General features: G+C 64.9%; 19 protein-coding genes and 1 tRNA gene. 13 read left to right on the top strand and 7 right to left on the bottom strand.

Annotated features, from left to right (window positions below; translation table 11 throughout):
• Positions 1-96 precede the first annotated feature (96 nt).
• From Q7514_RS29320 to mddA, 3 genes are all read left to right on the top strand, one after another.
• Positions 97-357, top strand: coding sequence for a LuxR C-terminal-related transcriptional regulator (locus Q7514_RS29320; RefSeq protein WP_330136776.1), 261 nt, complete (start codon positions 97-99; stop codon positions 355-357).
• Between the two features lie 76 nt (positions 358-433).
• Positions 434-763: a YnfA family protein gene (locus Q7514_RS29315; protein WP_330136775.1), complete on the top strand. Its 330-nt coding sequence runs from the start codon at positions 434-436 to the stop codon at positions 761-763.
• Between the two features lie 76 nt (positions 764-839).
• Complete coding sequence (gene mddA / locus Q7514_RS29310) at positions 840-1619, top strand: methanethiol S-methyltransferase (protein ID WP_330136774.1); 780 nt, start codon at positions 840-842, stop codon at positions 1617-1619.
• On the opposite strand, the gene Q7514_RS29305 is transcribed toward mddA, so the two are convergent.
• Positions 1606-2064, bottom strand: a complete 459-nt coding sequence (locus tag Q7514_RS29305; RefSeq protein WP_330136773.1) for a hypothetical protein — start codon at positions 2062-2064, stop codon at positions 1606-1608. The genes mddA and Q7514_RS29305 overlap by 14 nt on opposite strands.
• A gap of 192 nt (positions 2065-2256) precedes the next feature.
• Between Q7514_RS29305 and Q7514_RS29300 the strand changes: the two genes are divergently transcribed.
• On the top strand, positions 2257-3150 hold the full coding sequence (locus Q7514_RS29300) for a siderophore-interacting protein (protein WP_330136772.1): 894 nt from the start codon (positions 2257-2259) through the stop codon (positions 3148-3150).
• Positions 3151-3255: 105 nt separating this feature from the next.
• Here Q7514_RS29300 and Q7514_RS29295 read toward each other — a convergent pair.
• A tRNA-Arg gene (locus tag Q7514_RS29295) sits at positions 3256-3328 on the bottom strand.
• Positions 3329-3570: 242 nt separating this feature from the next.
• Here Q7514_RS29295 and Q7514_RS29290 point away from each other — a divergent pair.
• On the top strand, positions 3571-4389 hold the full coding sequence (locus tag Q7514_RS29290; protein WP_330136771.1) for a M23 family metallopeptidase: 819 nt from the start codon (positions 3571-3573) through the stop codon (positions 4387-4389).
• Between the two features lie 151 nt (positions 4390-4540).
• Positions 4541-6052, top strand: coding sequence for a glutamate-cysteine ligase family protein (locus Q7514_RS29285; RefSeq protein ID WP_330136770.1), 1512 nt, complete (start codon positions 4541-4543; stop codon positions 6050-6052).
• Positions 6053-6111: 59 nt separating this feature from the next.
• Here Q7514_RS29285 and Q7514_RS29280 read toward each other — a convergent pair whose 3' ends face one another.
• The 3 genes from Q7514_RS29280 to Q7514_RS29270 all read right to left on the bottom strand — a co-directional run bounded on the left by Q7514_RS29280 (position 6112) and on the right by Q7514_RS29270 (position 10185).
• The gene (locus Q7514_RS29280) at positions 6112-8421 is read right to left on the bottom strand and encodes a M28 family peptidase (protein WP_330136769.1); all 2310 of its coding nucleotides are present in this window, start codon (positions 8419-8421) and stop codon (positions 6112-6114) included.
• Positions 8422-8499: 78 nt separating this feature from the next.
• Positions 8500-9726, bottom strand: a complete 1227-nt coding sequence (locus Q7514_RS29275) for a globin domain-containing protein (protein ID WP_330136768.1) — start codon at positions 9724-9726, stop codon at positions 8500-8502.
• Positions 9727-9744: 18 nt separating this feature from the next.
• Positions 9745-10185, bottom strand: coding sequence for an RrF2 family transcriptional regulator (locus Q7514_RS29270; protein WP_054712699.1), 441 nt, complete (start codon positions 10183-10185; stop codon positions 9745-9747).
• 145 nt (positions 10186-10330) lie between these two features.
• On the opposite strand from Q7514_RS29270, the gene Q7514_RS29265 reads away from it, so the two are divergent.
• The 5 genes from Q7514_RS29265 to Q7514_RS29245 all read left to right on the top strand — a co-directional run bounded on the left by Q7514_RS29265 (position 10331) and on the right by Q7514_RS29245 (position 15197).
• On the top strand, positions 10331-11239 hold the full coding sequence (locus tag Q7514_RS29265; protein ID WP_330136767.1) for a universal stress protein: 909 nt from the start codon (positions 10331-10333) through the stop codon (positions 11237-11239).
• 65 nt (positions 11240-11304) lie between these two features.
• On the top strand, positions 11305-12345 hold the full coding sequence (locus Q7514_RS29260; protein WP_330136766.1) for an LLM class F420-dependent oxidoreductase: 1041 nt from the start codon (positions 11305-11307) through the stop codon (positions 12343-12345).
• Positions 12346-12391: 46 nt separating this feature from the next.
• Positions 12392-13300, top strand: coding sequence for a universal stress protein (locus tag Q7514_RS29255; protein ID WP_330136765.1), 909 nt, complete (start codon positions 12392-12394; stop codon positions 13298-13300).
• A 704-nt stretch (positions 13301-14004) separates the two neighbouring features.
• Positions 14005-14610, top strand: coding sequence for an NUDIX domain-containing protein (locus Q7514_RS29250; protein ID WP_330136827.1), 606 nt, complete (start codon positions 14005-14007; stop codon positions 14608-14610).
• Positions 14607-15197 (top strand): nucleotidyltransferase family protein, encoded by a 591-nt coding sequence (locus Q7514_RS29245; RefSeq protein WP_330136764.1) that lies wholly within the window; start codon positions 14607-14609, stop codon positions 15195-15197. Before Q7514_RS29250 ends, Q7514_RS29245 begins: the two co-directional genes overlap by 4 nt.
• 28 nt (positions 15198-15225) lie before the next feature.
• On the opposite strand, the gene Q7514_RS29240 is transcribed toward Q7514_RS29245, so the two are convergent.
• Positions 15226-15510, bottom strand: coding sequence for a hypothetical protein (locus tag Q7514_RS29240; RefSeq protein WP_330136763.1), 285 nt, complete (start codon positions 15508-15510; stop codon positions 15226-15228).
• 636 nt (positions 15511-16146) lie between these two features.
• Between Q7514_RS29240 and Q7514_RS29235 the strand changes: the two genes are divergently transcribed.
• The gene (locus Q7514_RS29235; protein ID WP_330136762.1) at positions 16147-16989 is read left to right on the top strand and encodes a mycofactocin-coupled SDR family oxidoreductase; all 843 of its coding nucleotides are present in this window, start codon (positions 16147-16149) and stop codon (positions 16987-16989) included.
• 251 nt (positions 16990-17240) lie between these two features.
• A complete protein-coding gene (locus Q7514_RS29230; protein ID WP_330136761.1) occupies positions 17241-18701 on the top strand; it encodes an aldehyde dehydrogenase family protein in 1461 nt (486 codons plus the stop codon).
• A 270-nt stretch (positions 18702-18971) separates the two neighbouring features.
• Here the strand turns inward: Q7514_RS29230 and Q7514_RS29225 are convergent.
• Positions 18972-19156 (bottom strand): transposase (locus Q7514_RS29225; RefSeq protein ID WP_408016211.1); only part of this gene is annotated, 185 nt, incomplete at its 5' end.

Below are 19156 nucleotides of genomic sequence, written 5' to 3'. Positions count from 1 at the left end.
TGTCGGTGCAAAATCGTATGTTCTTCTCAGACCGGACTCAATGGGCTTTGTCGGGGAGCCGCCGGTCGTCATATCGATCGAAGAAGGAATCCCGACATGACGAGTGTGCTCGCGCCCTCCCGCACCTACTCCTCGCCGCAGCTCTCGGCCCGTGAAACCGAGATACTCAGGGAGTGGCTCCTGTGTGACTCCAAGTCCGAGGCAGCGTCTCGTCTGTTCGTCACAGCGGCCACAGTGAGCACCCACATCTCCCGTATCCGCGACAAGTACATGCGTGTGGGGCGTCCCGCCGCCACCAAGACCTCTCTGCTCGTGCGCGCACTCCAAGACGGTGTCGTGTCCATCGACGAATTGTGACGCCGCGGAGACCTGCAGCGTGCTGCCCGCTCGGGCCCGTCGAGTTCTCCTTGTCCGATCCGTAACCTGATCGACCATGAGCGTCCTGAAGTCCCTCGTCCTGTTCGGCGTGGCCGCGTTGTTCGAGATCGGTGGTGCGTGGTTGGTCTGGCAGGGTGTGCGCGAGCATCGCGGGTGGATCTGGGTGGGACTGGGTGTGCTCGCGCTCGGGGCGTACGGATTCGTTGCGACACTGCAACCGGATGCCAATTTCGGCCGTATCCTCGCGGCATACGGGGGAGTCTTCGTCGCGGGCTCACTGCTGTGGGGGGTCGTGATGGACGGATTCCGCCCCGACCGCTGGGACATCGCGGGTGCACTGGTGTGTCTCGTCGGTGTCGCGGTGATCATGTACGCACCGCGGTGACCGAGCGTCGGAGGGTGGGTGTTTTCCCACCTCAGGGGACCTTCTGAGTGGCTGTCGCGGTACCGACACTGGGCGCATGACAACGACAACCAACACGGGTCCTCGCACCCGCACCGCGGCTTCCCGCCTGCTCGTCACCGGATACGGAGTGTGCGCCTATCTCATATTCCTCGCGGTGTTCCTGTACGCGATCGGATGGGTCGAACGACTGGTGGTACCCCGAAACATCGACCAGGGGCCTCGTGCCCCGGCCGGAATCGCCATCGTGATCGACCTGGCGCTGCTCTCGCTGTTCGCAGTGCAGCATTCGGTGATGGCCAGACCCTGGTTCAAGCGACGCTGGACCCGGATCGTGCCTGAGCCCGCGGAACGATCCACCTACGTCCTGCTCGCCTCGGTTGCGTTGGCACTCGTGATGTGGCAGTGGCGTCCACTCCCACACCCGATCTGGGACATCGACAGCAGTCCGCTACGGACACTGCTCTTTGCGATCTCGCTCGCCGGGTTCGGTCTCGTGCTCGTGTCGACGTTCGCCATCAACCATTTCGACCTGTTCGGATTGCGGCAGGTCATCCGTAACCAACGCGGACAACCGCCCGCTGCGAACGCCTTCCGGATACCGCTGCTGTACCGGTCGGTGCGGCACCCGCTCTATCTGGGTTTCCTCGTCGCGTTCTGGGTTGCGCCGACCATGTCGGTCGGGCATCTGCTGTTCGCGGCGGTGACCACGGCATACATTCTCGTCGCGATCAGGTTCGAAGAGCACGACCTCATCGCGACGTTCGGCGAGCGATATCGCTCCTACCGGACTCGCGTGCCGATGATCGTGCCGTGGAAGTGGTTCAGCCGACGGTGACGGCGCCGGTGGCCGGGGTCGAATTGCACAGCGGACCGCTGGCGAGGCTCACCGATCCGAATACGGTGGTCAGCACCTCGCCCGGTCCGGTGTCGACGGTCGCAGACAGATTCGGGTATTCCCCGGTGAGGTCGACGATGCCGGTGCGTCCGTTGTCGCGATTGAGCCATGCGACCGTCACCTGACCGGCGGCCGGTATCGGCCACAGCGCCTGCGTGGTTGCGAACTGCACGTGGCCTGCGGTGATCCCGTGTTCGTCGTCGGGACCGGGGTGGGCTGCCACCGATGTGAGTGACGCGAGGCTGCCTTGATTGAGGCAGCCGATGGTGATCGCTGTACCCAGCGGTTGCGTCGGAGCAGCTGTGGCGACACCGGCGAACAGAACAGCGGCTGCGACGGGGGCTGCGAAGGTGAGTGCTCGACGGATGGATCGCACTGCAGGCATGCTGCGGGCTCCTCGGGTGGGGGAATGTCGTGTCCGAGTGCCGACCACAGCGTGTGCTTCATGCGTGGCGCGTCCCGCGACCGATCGACTGCCGCGATTCTATCGATCTGTCGATCAACAGGGGCGGTTTCGAGCCCGATGGTGTTAGGGCCGTCACATGATCGGCGGATGGTGATCGGTTAGCCTGGCCTAATGAAGTGGGAGAATTTTGTTGCCACGCTGGTTGCGCGTGAACAGGTCGCGGCACATCTGTTGCGCGCTCGCCTCGAGATCGGGGAGGGGACCGGGAACGGCTACCTCCCCCTCGCTGCAGCAGACGAGGCCGTGGCGTTCTACCTCTCGCGCGACGCGGAAGAACTGCACGCGCGACCGAGCGATAATCCGAATGCTCTGGGCGGCTGGGAGATTGTCGACGAGGAGCGCAGCGCCGGACACCGCAACTACACGGTGCGCTCGTACGACGCGGAATCCCGCGAGATGGTGGTCGACTTCGCGGTGCATGATCACGGTCCGGCGATCGAGTGGCTGCGCGCAGCGGAACCCGGCTGGCGTGTGCTGGTGGCGGGCCCGCGCTCATGGCACGAGCCTCCGTCTGCGGCGACCCGGCACGTCCTTGCCGGAGACCTCGCCGCACTGCCTGCACTGGCCCGAGTTCTCGAGCAGACCGATCCTTCGGTGCACGTGACCGTCGTCGCCGAAGTGCTCGACCGCAGCGAGCTCGAGTACCTGCCCGCGCGGGAGAACACCGAGTTCGTCGAACTCGTCGGCAGCGGAAACGGAGTGTCGCGCACGCGGTTGTCCGCGGCGCTCGCCGAGCTCGACCTGCCCGCCGACGGATACTGCTGGTTCGCGGGCGAGGCTGCCGATATCCGCGCCGCCAAGAAGCATCTGCGTTCGCTCGGCTGGTCGCGCGACCAGTACGACATCGTCGGATATTGGCGTGAGGACGCCGAGCGGTGGACGGCGAAGTTCGAGGAGCAGGGTGACGAGCTTCGCGCGGTGTATGCCGCGGCGATTGCCGAGGGGAAGTCGGTCGAAGAGGCCATGGATGTATATGAGGCCGCGTTGGAGAAGGTCGGCCTGTAGATCTCGGCGCTCTTCGCGCGCACTTGTCGGCTTCCCGCATCGGCGATCCGGATCACCGCCGCGGGAAGCCGGCTTTGTTGCGGGAGTGTCGACGTATGGAGAGTGTGCCCCCGGCAGGATTCGAACCTGCGACACCCGCTTTAGGAGAGCGGTGCTCTATCCCCTGAGCTACGAGGGCGCGCGCCTATTCGGCGGACCGAATCGCGGCGCGGTGTGAGTGTAGCGGTCGCCCCCGCGCGGTGACGAAGGGAGCGGCAAATCCGCTGGTTGTTACCGACTGGTTGGTTTGATTCCCGCTCTATGAGATCAAGAAGGGGTAACGCTGGACCTCGCGTATATCGTTTTGTTACCTTGAATCGCCAGGAACGACCGGATGTTACTCACCGGCCGAAATCGGGACTACGAAACGGGACAGCGACTGTGGCACGGCACCAACGGACACGCGAAGATGCGTCGACATTCGACATCGACCTGACGGTCGGATCGACACAGCGTGGGCGTCATCGCATCGAACCGACGGGTCCGTCGGCTCCGGCGAAGGCCGCCACCGTGGCGTGTGCGACCGGTGCCTTCATGGCCATCGGCACGCAGTTCACTGCCGGTACGGCCGCTGCTCATCCCGGTCATGATCACGGCGCGGTCCAGGCGGCTCCTGCGCCAGCGCCGCAGCTCCCGTTCGAGTTGCCCGCAGGTATCGAGCTTCCTGCGATCCCCGGTGTCACCACTCCCGCCGAGGAGGGTGCCCCGCAGCTCCCTGCCGAGGTCCAGGGCTTCGTCGATCAGTTCGCCGGCGGCGGTAACTGGCTCGACAACCTCAATCCCATCAAGCCCAGCACGGTCCAGCCTGTCTCGGGCACCCTGACGTCGGACTTCGGTTCACGCTGGGGAGCGCATCACGGCGGAATCGACATCGCCGCCCCGATCGGCACACCGATCCAGTCGGCATCCGACGGCACGGTTCTCGACGCGGGCGCGGCCTCGGGATACGGCCAGTGGGTTCGCATCCAGAACGACGACGGCACCACCGCCATCTACGGCCACGTCGACACCTACCAGGTGTCTTCGGGTCAGCGTGTGAGTGCCGGACAGCAGATCGCCACCGTCGGAAACCGCGGCTGGTCCACCGGGCCGCACCTGCACTTCGAGGTGTGGGACGGGTCCGGCAACAAGACCGACCCGACCGCGTGGCTCAGCAACCGGGGTGTCGTCGCCGACTGGAGCGGCTACCGCGCAGTCTGACCCGCCACTGTCGACGCTTTCGGAACACGCCCGGCCCTGCGGCCGGGTGTGTTTCGCGTTCACTGGAGGTGCGTCGTCCGATCATGCGATTCGGTGACGGACAGCGGTTAGGCTTGCGGGGACATCCGTCGGCACAGACCGGGGAGAACCCTTGGGCACAGAGATTTCTGCTCGTTCGTTCACCGGCGCAGATCGCCGACAGTTCCGGCACAAGGTCCGCGAATGCATGAGCGCACTCGAGCGCATGCTCCGCGACGGTGCGTTCGCCGATGCATACTCCTCGCCCGAGCCGCAGCTCGGCATGGAGATCGAGTTCAACCTCGTCCAGGACGACATGGCGCCGGCAATGTCCAACCTGGAAGTGCTCCAGGCGATCGACGATCACGCGGTCTTCCAGACCGAACTCGGCCAGTTCAACGTCGAGATGAATGTCGAACCGGGCCCGCTGTCCGGCGACGCGACCATCGAGATCGAGGATTCTCTTCGTCAATCGCTACGGCGCGCCGACGAACGAATGCACCTGTTCGACGCCCAGCTCGTGATGATCGGGATGCTGCCGACCCTCGAGCTCGACCACCTCGGTCGTGACCGGATCACCGCGAACCCTCGCTACGAGGCACTCAACGAGCAGATCTTCGCGGCCCGAGGCGAGGACATCGAGCTCGACCTCGACGGTGTGCCGCTCCCCGGGACGGATGAGGTCGAACACTTACGCGCCGACACCAACTCGGTGGTGCCCGAAGCGGCCTGCACTTCGCTGCAGCTGCACCTGAGGGTGGCACCCGAGGACTTCGCGCCCCATTGGAATGCTGCGCAGTGCTTGGCGGGAGTGCAGGTGGCACTCGCAGCGAACTCGCCGTTCCTGGCGGGCAAGGCGCTGTGGCACGAGAGCCGGATCCCGCTGTTCGCTCAGGCCACAGATACACGGCCGCTCGAGTTGAAGAACCAGGGTGTGCGTCCACGGGTGTGGTTCGGGGAGCGCTGGATCGAGTCCCCGATCGATCTGTTCGAGGAGAACTCCCGCTACTTCACGGCGCTGCTGCCGGAGATCACCGATGCCGACCCCGCCGCGGAACTCGATGCGGGCCTGATTCCGCAACTGCGCGAACTGCAGATGCACAACGGCACCATCTACCGATGGAACCGTCCCGTCTACGACATCAGTGACGGTCAGGCGCACCTGCGGATCGAGAACCGTGTCCTGCCTGCAGGACCGACCGTCCTCGACACCATGGCGAACGCGGCGTTCTATTACGGATTACTGCGCGCACTCGTCGAGGACGACGATCCGCTGTGGCGCCGCATGACCTTCGATGCGGCCGAGGAGAACCTGATCATCGGCGCCAAATTCGGACTCGAATCCCGGCTGTACTGGCCGAAGCTGGGCTGGGTGGGCGCCGACGAACTCGTGCTGCGACGGTTGCTTCCTCTCGCGGATCGGGGCCTGGAATCGTTCGGGCTCTCAGCCCGTGCCCGCGACCGTTACCTCGGGATCATCGAGGGGCGGTGTTCGAACCGGCAAACGGGAGCGGCGTGGCAACGCGAGCATGTCGCGCGACGTGAAGCGGCGGGTGAGGATCGTCGTACCGCATTGTCGGGCATGCTTCGCGACTACGTAGCCGCGATGACCGACGGCCGGCCTGTACATGAATGGGTCGTCTAGCCACCTGGACCCGAAGGTATCTGCAGGATGATCGTGTCCATTCGGGTGACGAAGGTCGATCAGATCCGCAGCGACCGGGTGACGACGACCGTCGGCGTCATCACCACCTGATCCGTCGGTGGCTCGTAGCCGGGCACGACGCTCAGGTCATCCGACAGGTCGATGATGCGCAGCCCCACCCGATCTTCGAGGACGCTGAGGGTGAGAGTCACCTCGACCCCTTCCGAACCTGCTGCCCAGAATCGGAATCCGAAGTTGTCGGCGGGTTCTGCTCGGTGCCCGTCGACGGTTGCACCGTGGACGGTGGCCGTGGTGCTGTCGACCCACAATCCGACAGCGTTTGCGCCTCGGGGCGACGACAATCGCAGTCGCAGTTCACGTGCGCCGCCCGCCGAGGTGTCGTCGAGCACCTCCACCTCGGGTGCCTGAAGAGGCGCTACGGGCGCCGGACCGTGTGCCGTCGCCTCGTCGGCTCGCCAGGGGAATTCGGCGGGCAGGGGGCTTGCCGGATCGATGAGCAGTGCGCGGCTCCACTCCGAGCGCGGGGAGTCGGGCGAGGCCCAGATCGCGGCGTCGAGATCACTGTCGAGTGCGTACCACAGGAGTTCCTGCCGTGGTTCCGTCGCGCCGTCGCGGTTGAGGTAACCCGCGACGAGTGCAACCACGAGTACCGATGCGAGGGCAGTGGTTCCGGCCATCTGCGTGACGGAGACGTGACCGAGCCGCATCGTGGGCGACGGGAGCACCGCTTCCCAGAGCATGAGAGTCAGGGAGAACAGCACCGCGACGAATACGCCGGCGAGTGGGGCGCCGAACATCAGCCCCGCATCGAACGACATCACCACGGCGGGAACGAGCAACACCGCGGCGGGGACGGCGCCCACCGCAACCACGATGACCGGAAGCGGTGGACGATCAGTGAGGAAACGAGCGATCTGAATTCCCGCGAGCGCCGGCAGCGCGGGGAGAACCAGCACCGATGCGATACCGACGAACGGAAGTGCGATCACTGCCGTCAGGGCCATCAGAACGAACGCGCCGACAACGAAGGACGCCGCAGGTATGCGTGCACGGGCCCACAGGTAGGCCGTGACGAGCACACCGGTCGCCGCGAGAACGGCGGCAAGTTGGTAGACGCCCGGACGGAAGGGTTCGGAGGTGACGGGGGACGCCATCCCAGGGGCGATGCGCATGGCGATCCACCACGGAAGCCATGCGGCGAATGCCGCGAAACCGACCGCCACCGCCGAGACTCCGGTTGCGGTGGCGATGTTCCAGTAGGTGGCGTCGCCCCGCCGGATCCGTGCAACGACCAGCCATCCGACCCCGAGGACGAAAAGCGCCGTCAGTGCGATCTCCAACCAGCGCGGATAGTGGATCAGCCCCCAGGCCGCCGCGGTCACGACCTCCTCGCCGCCGGAGTCGAGCGTGGTGAGGTCGGATTCGACGAGTTCGCGCGCGACGGTGAGGGTGGTGTCGCCCATCTGCTGCAGCGACTCCCGGCTCAGCCGGTCCGGGGTGTCGAGCGGACTGTGATAGTAGGCAGAGCCTCCCGCGATCGCGGTGTCGTAGGCGTGGAACCCGGCATCGGCGAAATGCTTGAAATCCGTGTCGTTGGGAAGCAGTTCGAACCCGAGTTGAGTGAGTGAATCAGCGCTGGCGCCGGGGGCATGTGCGAGTGCCTCGATGAGGGCGCCGTTGGGATCCGTGATGCGAAAGGTCACGGGCACGCCGGCGTTGCCGCGCGCTTCGTGGTTGAGGACGACGGTGGGGCCGAGCGACGGCGAGCGCGTCTGCGTGAACATGTGAGAGCCGAGCAGACCCTCTTCTTCGCCGTCCGTCATGAGGACCATGACGTCGTTGCGCGGTGCGGGACCGGTCGTGATCGCACGCGCGGCTTCGAGAACGGTACCGATACCGATCCCGTCGTCGGCGGCACCGGGTGAACCACGCACGGTGTCGTAGTGGGCAGCGAGCACCACCGTCCCGGTGGGGTCGGTTCCCGGATAGAGCGCGACGATGTTGTGCACCCGGGCGCCGCGCTGTGTTGCTCCGTCGGTAGGTGAGTACCAGCCCACGCCGCTCTTGACGGACGTACGCCAGCCGAGTCCCTCGAGTTCTCCGACGAGGTACTCGCGCGCGGCGCTGTGCGAGGGTGTGCCCAGGACTCGGGGTTCGGCGGAGACCGCCTCGATATGGGTGGCCGCGCGGCCGGCGCTGAACACATCGGCGGGTGCGTCGGTGCCTAGCGGTGTCGGGGAGGAGTGCAGTAGCACCGCGGCGAGTCCGACGACGAGCAGCGCGAGGAGCGCGAGCAGGCTCGACCGTCGGGGTAGGGCCCGAGCTGCAGCGGGCGCGGCGGTGTCCATGGACCGAGCGTAGCGGTCAAAACGGGCAGTGCACCGGCCGACAAGCCGGGGCACTGCCCGTTGATCGATCAGCGGTGCTCAGGCACCGGCAGGGGCCCAGCTATCGGGGCCGAACACCTCGTAGTGGATGTTCTCGGCAGGTACGTTGCGCTCGATGAGGGCCTCACGCAGTGACAGCATGAACGGGAGCGGCCCGCACAGGTAGGCGTGGGTCTTCGGATCGAGGGGGAGATCAGTGATGTCGGCGCGGCCGACGCGGATCGTCTCGAGTGGCTGACGTGCGCCGAGGTCCTCGTACCAGCGGTACACATCGGCCGACGGGATCTTCTCGACGAGGGTCGAGAGTTCGTTCCGGTGTGCGTGGTTGGCGGCGGAGCGGTCGGCGTGCAGCACCGAGATCGGGCGCTGGTCGCCGACCTCCGCGAGGTGCGAGAGCATCCCGATCATCGGGGTACAGCCGATACCGGCGGATGCGAGGAACAGGGGGGTGTCCTCATCGGTGAGGACGAGGTCGCCGAACGGCGTGGTGACCTGGAGTTCGTCGCCTTCGAAGAGGTTCTCGAACAGGAAGTTCGAGACCTCGCCGGCGGGAATGACGGTTCCGTCGGGTGAGGTGGACGCGGCCAACCGCTTGACGGTGATGCGCCAGTCGCCCTGGGAAGGAGCGTTGGAGAGGCTGTACTGGCGGATCTGGCGAGCACCGTCGGGCAGCTTGACTCCGACCGAAAGGTACTGTCCGGGGCGGAAGGTGGGCAGGGGAGCGCCGTCGAGTGAGGTGAGGACGAACGAGACGGTGTCGGCGGACTGGTAGACGCGCTCGGCGACACGCACCGTGCGCCACACCTCTCCGACCTCGACACCGGCTGCCTTGTAGAGGTCGGCCTCGAGTGCGATGAGGGTGTTCGCCATCAGCCAGTACAGCTCGTCCCACGCCTTCGCTACCTCGGGAGTGACTGCGGCACCGAGTACTTCGACGATCGCTTCGAAGAGGTGCTTGTGCACGATCCAGTACTCGTCGGGCTTGATTCCGAGCGAGGCGTGCTTGTGGGCGACGCGCGACAGGATCGCCTCGACGCGGGCGGGATCGGGGTCGAGCTGCAGCGTGGCGAATGCTGCGATCGAACCGGCGAGTGCCTTCTGCTGCTCGCCCTGCTTCTGGTTGCCCCGGTTGAACAGGTCGCGCTCGAGCTCGGGGTGCTCCGCGAACATCTTCTTGTAGAAGAGGGGAGTGATATCGCCGATGGCGGCACCGACGGCCGGCAGCGTGGCGGCGATGACTTCCTTGGATTCGGGCGAGAGAGTCATGGTGAACTCCATTTCCTGTCAGGGTGTGGGCTGAGTGAGGGTCAACAGGACCGGTTCGATCTTCGATGTGGCCAGATCGGCGACGGTGACGTCGTCGAGCGTGGCGTAGAAGGCCTCCTGCGCGTCGCGCAGCGCCTTCCGGAGTTTGCAGCCGTGACGGAGGGGGCACGGGTTCGCCCCCTCGCAATCGACCACTTCCTCGTCTCCTTCGAGCTGTCGCGCCAGCCAACCGATCGTGGCGGTGCGGCCGAGTTCGGTGATGGCCAGCCCTCCGCCTCGTCCGCGGCGGGTGGTGACTACGCCGAGCTCATTCAGTCGGGCAACTACCTTTGTCGTATGTGCATACGACAGATGTAGTTGCTCTGCAACGAGTTTGGTTCTCGGCACACTGTCCGCAGAGGATGCGGCCAGGTGCATGACAACTCTCAGTCCGAGATCGGTGAACTGGGTGAGTTGCATGCTTTCACGCTAGTAAATTTGCATCCAGGATGACAATTTAGTGTGACGTAGATCGCTGAGGGAATCTCGTTGTCTCACTTACTTCTCCGGTTGCAGGGACGAAAGTCCATTCCACACCACATCCTTAGGGGCTAGTCTCGATCTTGTGAAACCTCACGGTGAAACACCTCGAGACCACAACAATGTGACTGTCGGTGTGGACGGATCACCCGCGTCCGGTCGGGCAGTGCGGTGGGCTGCGGCCACCGCGGCGCAGCGCGGCCTGTCTCTGCACCTCATCCACGCGGTCGACTTCGCCACCACCGGCTGGGCCGCGACTCCCTTCGTGCAGACCTCGCAGATATTCGAGTGGGCGGAGGAGGACGCCCAGGCCGTCCTCGGCGAAGCCAAGAGGATCGCACAGGAGAGCGCTCCGGGCCTCGAGGTCACCGCCGCGGTGGCCCTGACCGGTACCGCGAAATGGCTGGTCCGGTTGTCGCAGGAGACCCGGATGCTCGTGCTCGGGCAATCCGGAAGCGGACGCCTCGGTGAGATATTTCTCGGGTCGACGCCGGTTGCGGTGGTCGGACACGCCGCATGCCCTGTTGTCGTCGTGCGCGGCGAGGAGGCGCCCGAACCCGACTATCGACCCGTCGTGGTCGGCGTCGACGGCAGCCCTCTGAGCGAGAACGCCCTGGCTGCGGCATTCGAGGAGGCGTCGTTCCGCGACGTCGACCTCGTGGCCGTGCACATCTGGAGCGACATGAAGGTCGGAAGCCTCGACGCAATGCCACTCGAATTCGAGCCGCAGGCCCTCGAAGACATCGAGCGCGTGCTGCTCGGTGAGCGCCTGGCCGGCTACGGCGAGCGCTATCCCGACGTCACCGTGGTTCGCAAGGTCTACATCGACGGGCCTCGCACCCACCTGCAGGCGTGGAGCGAAAACGCGCAGCTCGTCGTCGTCGGCAGCCGAGGTCGCGGTGGATTCAAGGGGCTCGTCCTCGGTTCCACGAGCAACTCGCTCCTGCGTGAGGCCCATTGTCCGGTCATGGTCGTCCGCCCGGACGAAGTCTGACGGCGGTAGTGTTCGGGGCACGGTCCACAGGCGTGCCCCGCACGCTGCAGAGTTGAGGTGTGCGCATGCGAATCGGAATGGGTTTGAACTACAGCGGCGGATTCGCCGAGACCGTTGCCGAGGTCGCCGACCTCGAGCGTGCCGGGCTCGACATCGTCTTCGTCCCGGAAGCCTATTCGTTCGATGCGGTGAGCCAGATCGGCTATCTCGCCGCCAAGACATCGCGGATCGAACTCGCATCCGGCATCTTCCAGCTCTACACCCGCACACCCACACTGACGGCAATGACCGCGGCCGGCCTCGACTACGTGTCCGACGGCCGTTTCGTCATGGGCATCGGAGCGTCGGGCCCTCAGGTCATCGAGGGATTCCACGGCGTTCCGTACAACGCACCGCTCGGACGTACCCGCGAGATCATCGAGATCTGCCGCAAGGTGTGGCGACGGGAGAAGGTCGAGTACCAGGGCAAGTACTACCAGCTTCCGCTGCCCGAGGAGAAGGGCACCGGCCTCGGTAAGCCGCTCAAGCTCATAAATCAGCCTGTGCGCGAACGCATCCCGGTGGTCATCGCCTCGATCGGGCCGAAGAACGTCGAGCTGACGGCGGAGATCGCCGAAGGCTGGGAGCCCATCTTCTACTACCCGGAGAAGGTCTCCGAGGTGTGGGGCGACGCACTGGCCAAGGGTAAGGCCGAGCGCGACCCCGCCCTGGGCGAACTGCAGACCTACGTCCAGGTCGCGCTCGCGATCGGCGACGACGTCGACCACATGATCGATTGGGTCCGGCCGATGCTCGCGCTGTACATCGGCGGTATGGGCGCGAAGGGCAAGAACTTCTACAACGATCTCGCCGTACGCTACGGCTTCGAGAAGGAAGCGGCGCTCATCCAGGAGCTCTACCTCGACGGCAAGAAGGAGCAGGCGGCCGCGGCAGTGCCCGAGGATCTCGTGCGCGCGGTCTCGCTGATCGGTCCCGAAGGTTATGTGCGTGAGCGTGTCGCCGCGTTCGAAGAAGCCGGCGCGACGACACTGAACGTCACTCCGCTCGCCGGCGACACCGCCGGTCGGGTTCGTCTGATCGAGCAGATGCGGAATATCTGCAACTGACCCACTCGCCGGGTCGGCGTCACCATCACGGAGAAAGGTTCCGGACATGAGCGAGATCAAGCCGATCGTCGTCGCGGTCGACGGGTCCGATTCGGCCTCGAGCGCGGTGATCTGGGCCGCCCGCGCGGCAAGCGCCCGATCGTTGCCGTTGCGCATCGTCACGGTCGTCCACGTTCCTGCGTTCTACTATTCGGAGCCCTACCTCGCGCAGAGCTTCCACGACGAGATGAAGGCGACGGCCCGCGACAGGCTCGCCAATGCCGGGGTCCTTGCTCGTAAGGTCGTCGACGACAACGACGGCTCGGTGCAGATCAGCACAGAGCAGATCGAGGGCAAGGTCGCGCCCACGCTGGTCGAACTGTCTTCACGCGCCGACCGGCTCGTCGTCGGTTCGCGTGGGCTCGGCGAGGTGAAGGGTCTGCTCGCGGGCTCGGTGTCGACATCCGTGGCTGCCCACTCCCTCGCTCCCGTGGTGATCGTGCGCGGCCGCACCCTCGACGGAGCACCTCCGGTGGAAGGCCCCGTCGTGGTCGGAATCGATGGGTCGGAATCGTGCCGGGCTGCCGTCGAGGTCGCGTTCGAAGAAGCGGCCGCGCGGCGGGCGACGCTCGTTGCGGTGAACGTGTGGAGCGATGTGAGTGTGCAGCCGTCGCTGGGTGCAGTGCCCGAAGACCCGCATTGGGCCCGCATCCAGACGGGCGAGGAGATCGTGCTCGCCGAACGCCTGGCCGGGTACCAGGAACGGTATCCCGACGTCGTCGTCGAACGGGTGGTTGCGCGCGACCGGCCCGTGCGGGTGCTCAGTGAATATGCCGAGAGCGCACAGCTTCTCGTGGTGGGGTCGCGCGGGCGGGGTGGGTTCAGGGGTCTGCTGCTCGGATCCACCAGCAATGCGTTGATCCAGACCGCGGACTGCCCGGTGCTGGTGGCAAGGTCGGAGACGGGCGAGGAATAGACGCGGCGGGGCGTCCAGGAATCGGACGCCCTGCGGGCGGCTCTGCCGAACCGATCGGAGACCCTACAGGTCCCTGAGCTTGCCTTCGGCCCCTTCCCCAACGCTGCCCGGTCGCCATGCCCCGATAGACCTTCTCGGCCAGCACCTCTGGCCCCACGTCGGAGGTGACGTGTGGCTTGTACTGGACCCGGTCGGTTGTGTCGACCCGCGCGATCGGGTGCTCCACCGCCAGCTGCGGAGACGAAGGATACTGGCGCCCAGTCGGTTTCGAAATCAGGGAATGGCACCCCGGTTCGCAGCGTCGATGCGCTGACGTCGGACTCTGGGAGATGAGCGACGTTGCCTACTCGATGTGCCGTGGTTACCGAAACGGCCCTTGTGCACGTCGAGGCAGAGCAAACACCTCGGGCCCCTCGATCGGCACTGCCGAGTCGGCAGGATCGAGGGGTGAGATGGTCAGGACGTCGGTGAAGACCCTGGTGGCCAGGTGAAGTATCGGCCGGCGCGGGAGAATGCGCTCGCAGTGGGTTGCTGATTTACGCCTCGGAAGGGCGTGTGGATAGAATCCACCGTACGGTGCATGACAGTCCAATCTGTCGTGTGCCCAGACCCCGGTTCGGTGTTCGCGCACCTGCCGGGGTCGACCTGTATTCAGGCCGGTGGAGGGATGATCTCACGTGGCGTGATCGGGGTCAACTCGAACGATTGTTCGGTTCGCAGTCGTTCCCGTTGCTTACGTCTATCTCGGACGCGACGACAAGGTACTGCTCCAGCGTCGACAGAACACCGGCTACATGGATGACATGTGGGTTGCCGGCGCGGCGGGCCACATCGAACTCGGCGAGACGGCCGCGGGCACGGCTGTGCGCGAAGCGGGCGAGGAGTTGGGGGTCCAGCTCGATTCAGCGGCTCTCCGGCCGGTGACGATCATGCAAAGGACCGATCGCACGGCGAACCCCCGAGAGCAGTGCGCGGACTGGTTCTTCACGGTAGCAACGTGGAGTGGCGAACCGGCGGCGTTGGAAACGAACAAGTGCGCGGCGATCGCATGGTTCTCGCTGGCGAACCTTCCCGATGAGATTCCCGAGTACGAACGAGTGGTGCCCGACGGGCTCGCCGCAGGGACGCGGATCTCTTCACGAGCTTCGGTTTCTGGTGAGGAGGGCCTCGTGCGGTCGGCACACGACTTGTCGATGATGTCCGGTGTGACGATTGTCGACCAGGACGGATCGGATGATGGGGTATCGCGCGTCCAGTGCTCTCGGCGTGCAACCCTCGGCGATTGCGGCTGCGCGATGATTCCAGGATGACCTCACCCCTGACGGACGAACAGAGACTGCTCGAGATTGTGCTGGAGAATCCCGTGTGCCGCCGGATTGTGGAGCGGGCGGGCGAACTCGGCGTGCAGGATTGGTTCCTCACTGCGGGCGGGGTGTTCCAGACGGTGTGGAACTACCTCGACGGCAGAGACCTGCGGGCCGGCATCAAGGACTACGACCTGTTCTATTTCGACGGATCTGACCTGAGCTACGAGGCCGAGGACCGCGTCATCAAGAGGGCTGCACTCCTGTTCGATGACATCAACGACATTGTCGAGGTTCGCAACGAGGCGCGCGTACACCTTTGGTACGAAGAGCACTTCGGCGTTCCTGCCGCACCGTTCACGAGCAGCTCGGACGCTATTGACCACTTCGCATCCACCACGTGCTGCTTCGGCATCACACGAAAGGCCGGCGGCGATCCTGAGGTCTATGCCCCGCACGGTTTCGATGATCTCTTCAATATGGTGTTGCGCCCCAATCCGGTGATGGCGCCCCGAGAGGTGTATGACGCGAAGGCCGACCGGTGGCGCGAGGAGTGGCCGCGATTGACGGTCATTCCGTGGCCCGAGCGGTAGCGACCGCGGCACCCTGTTGGCGGCAGGGTCACGTGACCGGATGAATCTCGGGGGCGGCATGACGTGTGGCCGATCGGTCGAGTTCGGCCCCGGGTGTTGGTGGCGAGTTCTCGAGTAGGTGCCAGGGCGCGCCCGACGAGTTGGATCGCGGTGAGTATCTCCTGCCGAACCAGAACACCGTGGGGGTATCCAGGTCGATGAATCGTGGCTCGCTGACGTCGGCCGAAATCGTGCATTCGGCACCGGCGGAGGTCAGCGCCCTGTGCAGCGCAACCCCTGCGGTAAAGCTGGGCGCAATATGGTTCGTCGCCATAGGCTCCGTCGTACCTGCCCGCGCCGAAGATGTCGACCCGGTCAGCCGAACTCGTCGACGCCGGCCGTCTGCAAGCGGCGCCACATGTCGGCCGGGTGCCATTTCCTTTCTTGTGTCACCTTCGGTGGTCCTTCCTCTCGGTGGTCGGTAGCCGATGCCCATGATCGAGAACATCACGGTCACCTCCGACCGGATGCTCGCAGTCGAGTTTGGGCTTTCGCTCAGCTCGGAGGTGTCCTGCGCTTGCAGGGCAGTGAGTGTGGGAGTGCCCGTGATGCAGGTCGATCCTGCGTGTCGCTTGCCAGTTGATGTTGCAAGACGCGCCGTAGCGACTTGACGGGCCGGGTCGACGGTCCCCGGTGTGGCGGCACGTCGCAGCGTCACGTTCTCGTGAGCTCGAAACCGATCTCATCGACCTCCGCGACGAAGACGCTGCGTAATGCTCGTACAACCGCCGCGCCCGGCGTCCAGGAGCGGCCTGCTGTCTGCCTGCATAGGCCGCAATGCGATGCGGCAGAAGACCACTGTTGACAATTCGAGTCGTGCAGATCACAATTTAGAAAACAAACGATCGTACGTTTTTGGATTCCCGGATCCGTCACGCCGACAGTGAACACCAGAGAGGTTGGAGACGCAATGAGTCGCTTGGAGGGCAAGGTCGCCCTGATCACCGGGGCCGCTCGCGGTCAGGGACGATCGCATGCGCTGGGTCTGGCCAAGGAGGGTGCCGACATCATCGCCATCGACATCGCCGGACAGGTCGGCAGCGTGCCGTACCCGATGGGGACGCTCGACGATCTCGAGGAGACGTCGCGACTGGTCGAAGGGCTGGGTCGTCGCGTGGTCACCGCTCAGGCGGACGTGCGCGATCTTGCGCAGATGCAGGCTGCAGTCGCCGACGGTCTCGCAAAGCTCGGGCGCATCGACATCGTGGTCGCCAACGCCGGCGTAATCTCGTCGAACAGGGTCCTGGACCTGACCGAAGAGCAGTGGAACGACATGATCGACACCAACCTCACCGGCGTGTGGCACACCGTCAAGGCTGCAGTGCCGAACATCGTCGAACGCGGCGAAGGCGGATCGGTCATCTTCACCGGATCGACCTCGAGCTTGGGCGGCTACCCGAACGTCGGCCACTACGTTGCCGCGAAGCACGGACTGGTCGGTCTGATGCACACGCTCGCAAACGAACTCGGACCGCAGCACATCCGTGTCAACGCAGTCCACCCGACGAACGTCAACACCAAGCTGCTTCAGAACGACACCTTCTACGGCTTGTTCCGACCGGACCTCGAAAACCCGACGCTCGAGGATGCCAAGGGTGCATTCGCCACCATGCACTCTCTTCCCGACCTTCCGTATGTGGAGCCGATCGACATCACGAATGCGGTCATCTTCCTGGCCTCGGACGAGTCGCGCTACGTCACCGGCATCAACCTGCCGATCGACGCTGGTGCGAGCCAAAAAGTCGGCGGCTGACTCGAACATCACTCGGTGATGCATCTATGACGCGCGGTCCGGCCTGATCCCGATCCGTGTGTCACCCGCGTGACCGCTCGCGATTGTCCACCACTGCCGGACAATCGCGAGCTGCTACGGAAGCGGTCCGAGTCACGTTGTCGCTGATAGTCGATGAGATCCGGCCCATGTCGATACCGTTCAAGGAAAACCGCTCGCCTGCAGCATCCGTACTCGTTGTCAGGTAGGCAGCTCAATCCGAAGGAGAAGTGATGTCCGAGAGTCAGAATCGCCACCGTCTGCTCATCGATGGCAAGTGGGTCGATCCGGTCGAAGGTGGCACTGTCGACACCTACAACCCATCCACCGGCGAAATGCTCGCAGAACTGGCTGCTGGAGGCCCGAAGGATGTCGATCTCGCCGTCCAGGCGGCACGACGAGCTTTCGACGGCGGCCCGTGGCGTCGCCTTCCTGCCGAGGCCCGTGCCCGTATCCTCCACCGATTCGCAGACCTGATCGAAGAGAACGCGGAGGAGATCGCGCTCATCGACACTCAGGACTGTGGTAAGCCATTTGCGTTCATCCGCGACATCGATCTACCGAACATGGCCGATCTGCTGCGCTACATGGCGGGGTGGACGACAAAGCTCGAGGGTCGCACCATTCCGCTGTCGCGCCAGAATCCGGGTGACTTCTTCTCGTACACCCGACGCCAGCCCGTTGGCGTGGTCGCACAGATCATTCCGTGGAACGGGGCCGCGCTCGCCACCGTCTGGAAGCTCGCTCCCGCACTCGCGGCGGGTTGCACCGTCGTGCTCAAGCCGGCCGAACTTGCCTCACTGGCACCGCTGCGTATTGCGGAACTCGCTGTCGAGGCAGGTATTCCGGACGGCGTGATCAATGTGATCACCGGTACGGGCGCTGACGCAGGTGCCCCGCTTGCCGGACATCCTCAGGTAGACAAGGTCGCCTTCACTGGGTCGGTCGAGACCGGCAAGCGGATCGTCGTCGCTGCTGCAACCAATTTGAGCAAGCTGACCCTGGAACTGGGCGGTAAGTCCCCGAACGTCGTCTACGACGACGCCGACCTCGACGTCGCGATCGATGGCGTTCTCGGTGCTGTTCTCTATGCGCAGGGTGAGGCCTGCACGGCCGGTTCGCGCCTTTACGTGCAGCGCGGAATACTCGACGAGGTTCAGGCCCGTATCGCGGCGCGTGTACCGGAGATCGCGATCGGTCCGAGTACTGAGCGCGGTGTCCTTGTCGGACCGATGATCTCCGCCCAGCATCGGGAGAAGGTGAAAGATTTCGTCGAAGGTGCACTCGGTGAGGGTGCTGAGGTCGTCGCCGGTGGTGCGACGACTCGTGATCCGGGGTACTACCTCGAGCCGACCGTACTCGGCGGCGTCACCGACGACATGACCGTCGCGCGCGTGGAGATCTTCGGGCCGGTGGTGTCGCTGATGCCGTTCGACGACGAGGCAGAGGTGATCCGCAGGGCAAACGATACGACGTTCGGGCTCGCGGCCGGTGTCTGGACTCGGGATGTCGGGCGTGCGCATCGATTCGCCGAGGCTGTCAACGCGGGCGCGGTGTGGGTCAACTGCTACAACGTCTTCGATGCCGCGCTCCCATTCGGCGGCTTCAAGCAGTCGGGGTGGGGCAAGGAGATGGGCGGGGAAGCTCTCGACAGCTACCTGCAGAGCAAGGCGGTCACTGTTTCACTCACCTGACCACTTCGATCGTGACGACACGACGCCCGGCCGGTCAACCGGCCGGGCGTCGATGTCTCTCGGGTCTCGACGAGCCGGGTGCTTCTGCGATGCGGATGGGAACAGGGCCGCGTGCTCACACGATGCACGTGCGTGGATGGACGCGGTCTACGCAGGACGGGATAGATTCGGAAGCATGGTCACCCCGTGTGGATCACAGTGTGGTGTTGTTGGATACACGTGTGCGGGCCCCGCAGAGGCGGTTTCAAGGGGTCGGCGCAACACTGCCTGTCAATTGGTGGTGATTAGATCACGCAGACGCTCGGCTGGAGTATCCCAGCCGAGCGTTTTGCGTGGCCGGCCGTTGAGTTCCTGGGCGACATGCTCGAGGTCCTCGGGACCGTAGACGCTCAAATCGGTGCTCTTCGGGAAGTACTGCCGCAGCAACCCGTTCGTGTTCTCGTTACTGCCCCGCT

It is taken from the genome of Rhodococcus artemisiae, from assembly GCF_036327795.1.
GTDB classification, from domain to species: Bacteria; Actinomycetota; Actinomycetes; order Mycobacteriales; family Mycobacteriaceae; genus Rhodococcus; species Rhodococcus artemisiae.
The sequence above is the reverse complement of the archived record's forward strand: the minus strand, read 5'-3'. Positions and strand labels throughout refer to the sequence as shown.

Excerpts from the sequence above, each read along its gene's own strand:
- Q7514_RS29320 (WP_330136776.1), top strand. The coding sequence starts at position 97 with ATGACGAGTGTGCTCGCGCCCTCCCGCACCTACTCCTCGCCGCAGCTC.
- Q7514_RS29315 (WP_330136775.1), top strand. The coding sequence starts at position 434 with ATGAGCGTCCTGAAGTCCCTCGTCCTGTTCGGCGTGGCCGCGTTGTTC.
- mddA (WP_330136774.1), top strand. The coding sequence starts at position 840 with ATGACAACGACAACCAACACGGGTCCTCGCACCCGCACCGCGGCTTCC.
- Q7514_RS29305 (WP_330136773.1), bottom strand. The coding sequence starts at position 2,064 with ATGCCTGCAGTGCGATCCATCCGTCGAGCACTCACCTTCGCAGCCCCC.
- Q7514_RS29300 (WP_330136772.1), top strand. The coding sequence starts at position 2,257 with ATGAAGTGGGAGAATTTTGTTGCCACGCTGGTTGCGCGTGAACAGGTC.
- Q7514_RS29280 (WP_330136769.1), bottom strand. The coding sequence starts at position 8,421 with ATGGACACCGCCGCGCCCGCTGCAGCTCGGGCCCTACCCCGACGGTCG.
- Q7514_RS29275 (WP_330136768.1), bottom strand. The coding sequence starts at position 9,726 with ATGACTCTCTCGCCCGAATCCAAGGAAGTCATCGCCGCCACGCTGCCG.
- Q7514_RS29270 (WP_054712699.1), bottom strand. The coding sequence starts at position 10,185 with ATGCAACTCACCCAGTTCACCGATCTCGGACTGAGAGTTGTCATGCAC.
- Q7514_RS29260 (WP_330136766.1), top strand. The coding sequence starts at position 11,305 with ATGCGAATCGGAATGGGTTTGAACTACAGCGGCGGATTCGCCGAGACC.
- Q7514_RS29255 (WP_330136765.1), top strand. The coding sequence starts at position 12,392 with ATGAGCGAGATCAAGCCGATCGTCGTCGCGGTCGACGGGTCCGATTCG.
- Q7514_RS29245 (WP_330136764.1), top strand. The coding sequence starts at position 14,607 with ATGACCTCACCCCTGACGGACGAACAGAGACTGCTCGAGATTGTGCTG.
- Q7514_RS29240 (WP_330136763.1), bottom strand. The coding sequence starts at position 15,510 with ATGGCGACGAACCATATTGCGCCCAGCTTTACCGCAGGGGTTGCGCTG.
- Q7514_RS29235 (WP_330136762.1), top strand. The coding sequence starts at position 16,147 with ATGAGTCGCTTGGAGGGCAAGGTCGCCCTGATCACCGGGGCCGCTCGC.
- Q7514_RS29230 (WP_330136761.1), top strand. The coding sequence starts at position 17,241 with ATGTCCGAGAGTCAGAATCGCCACCGTCTGCTCATCGATGGCAAGTGG.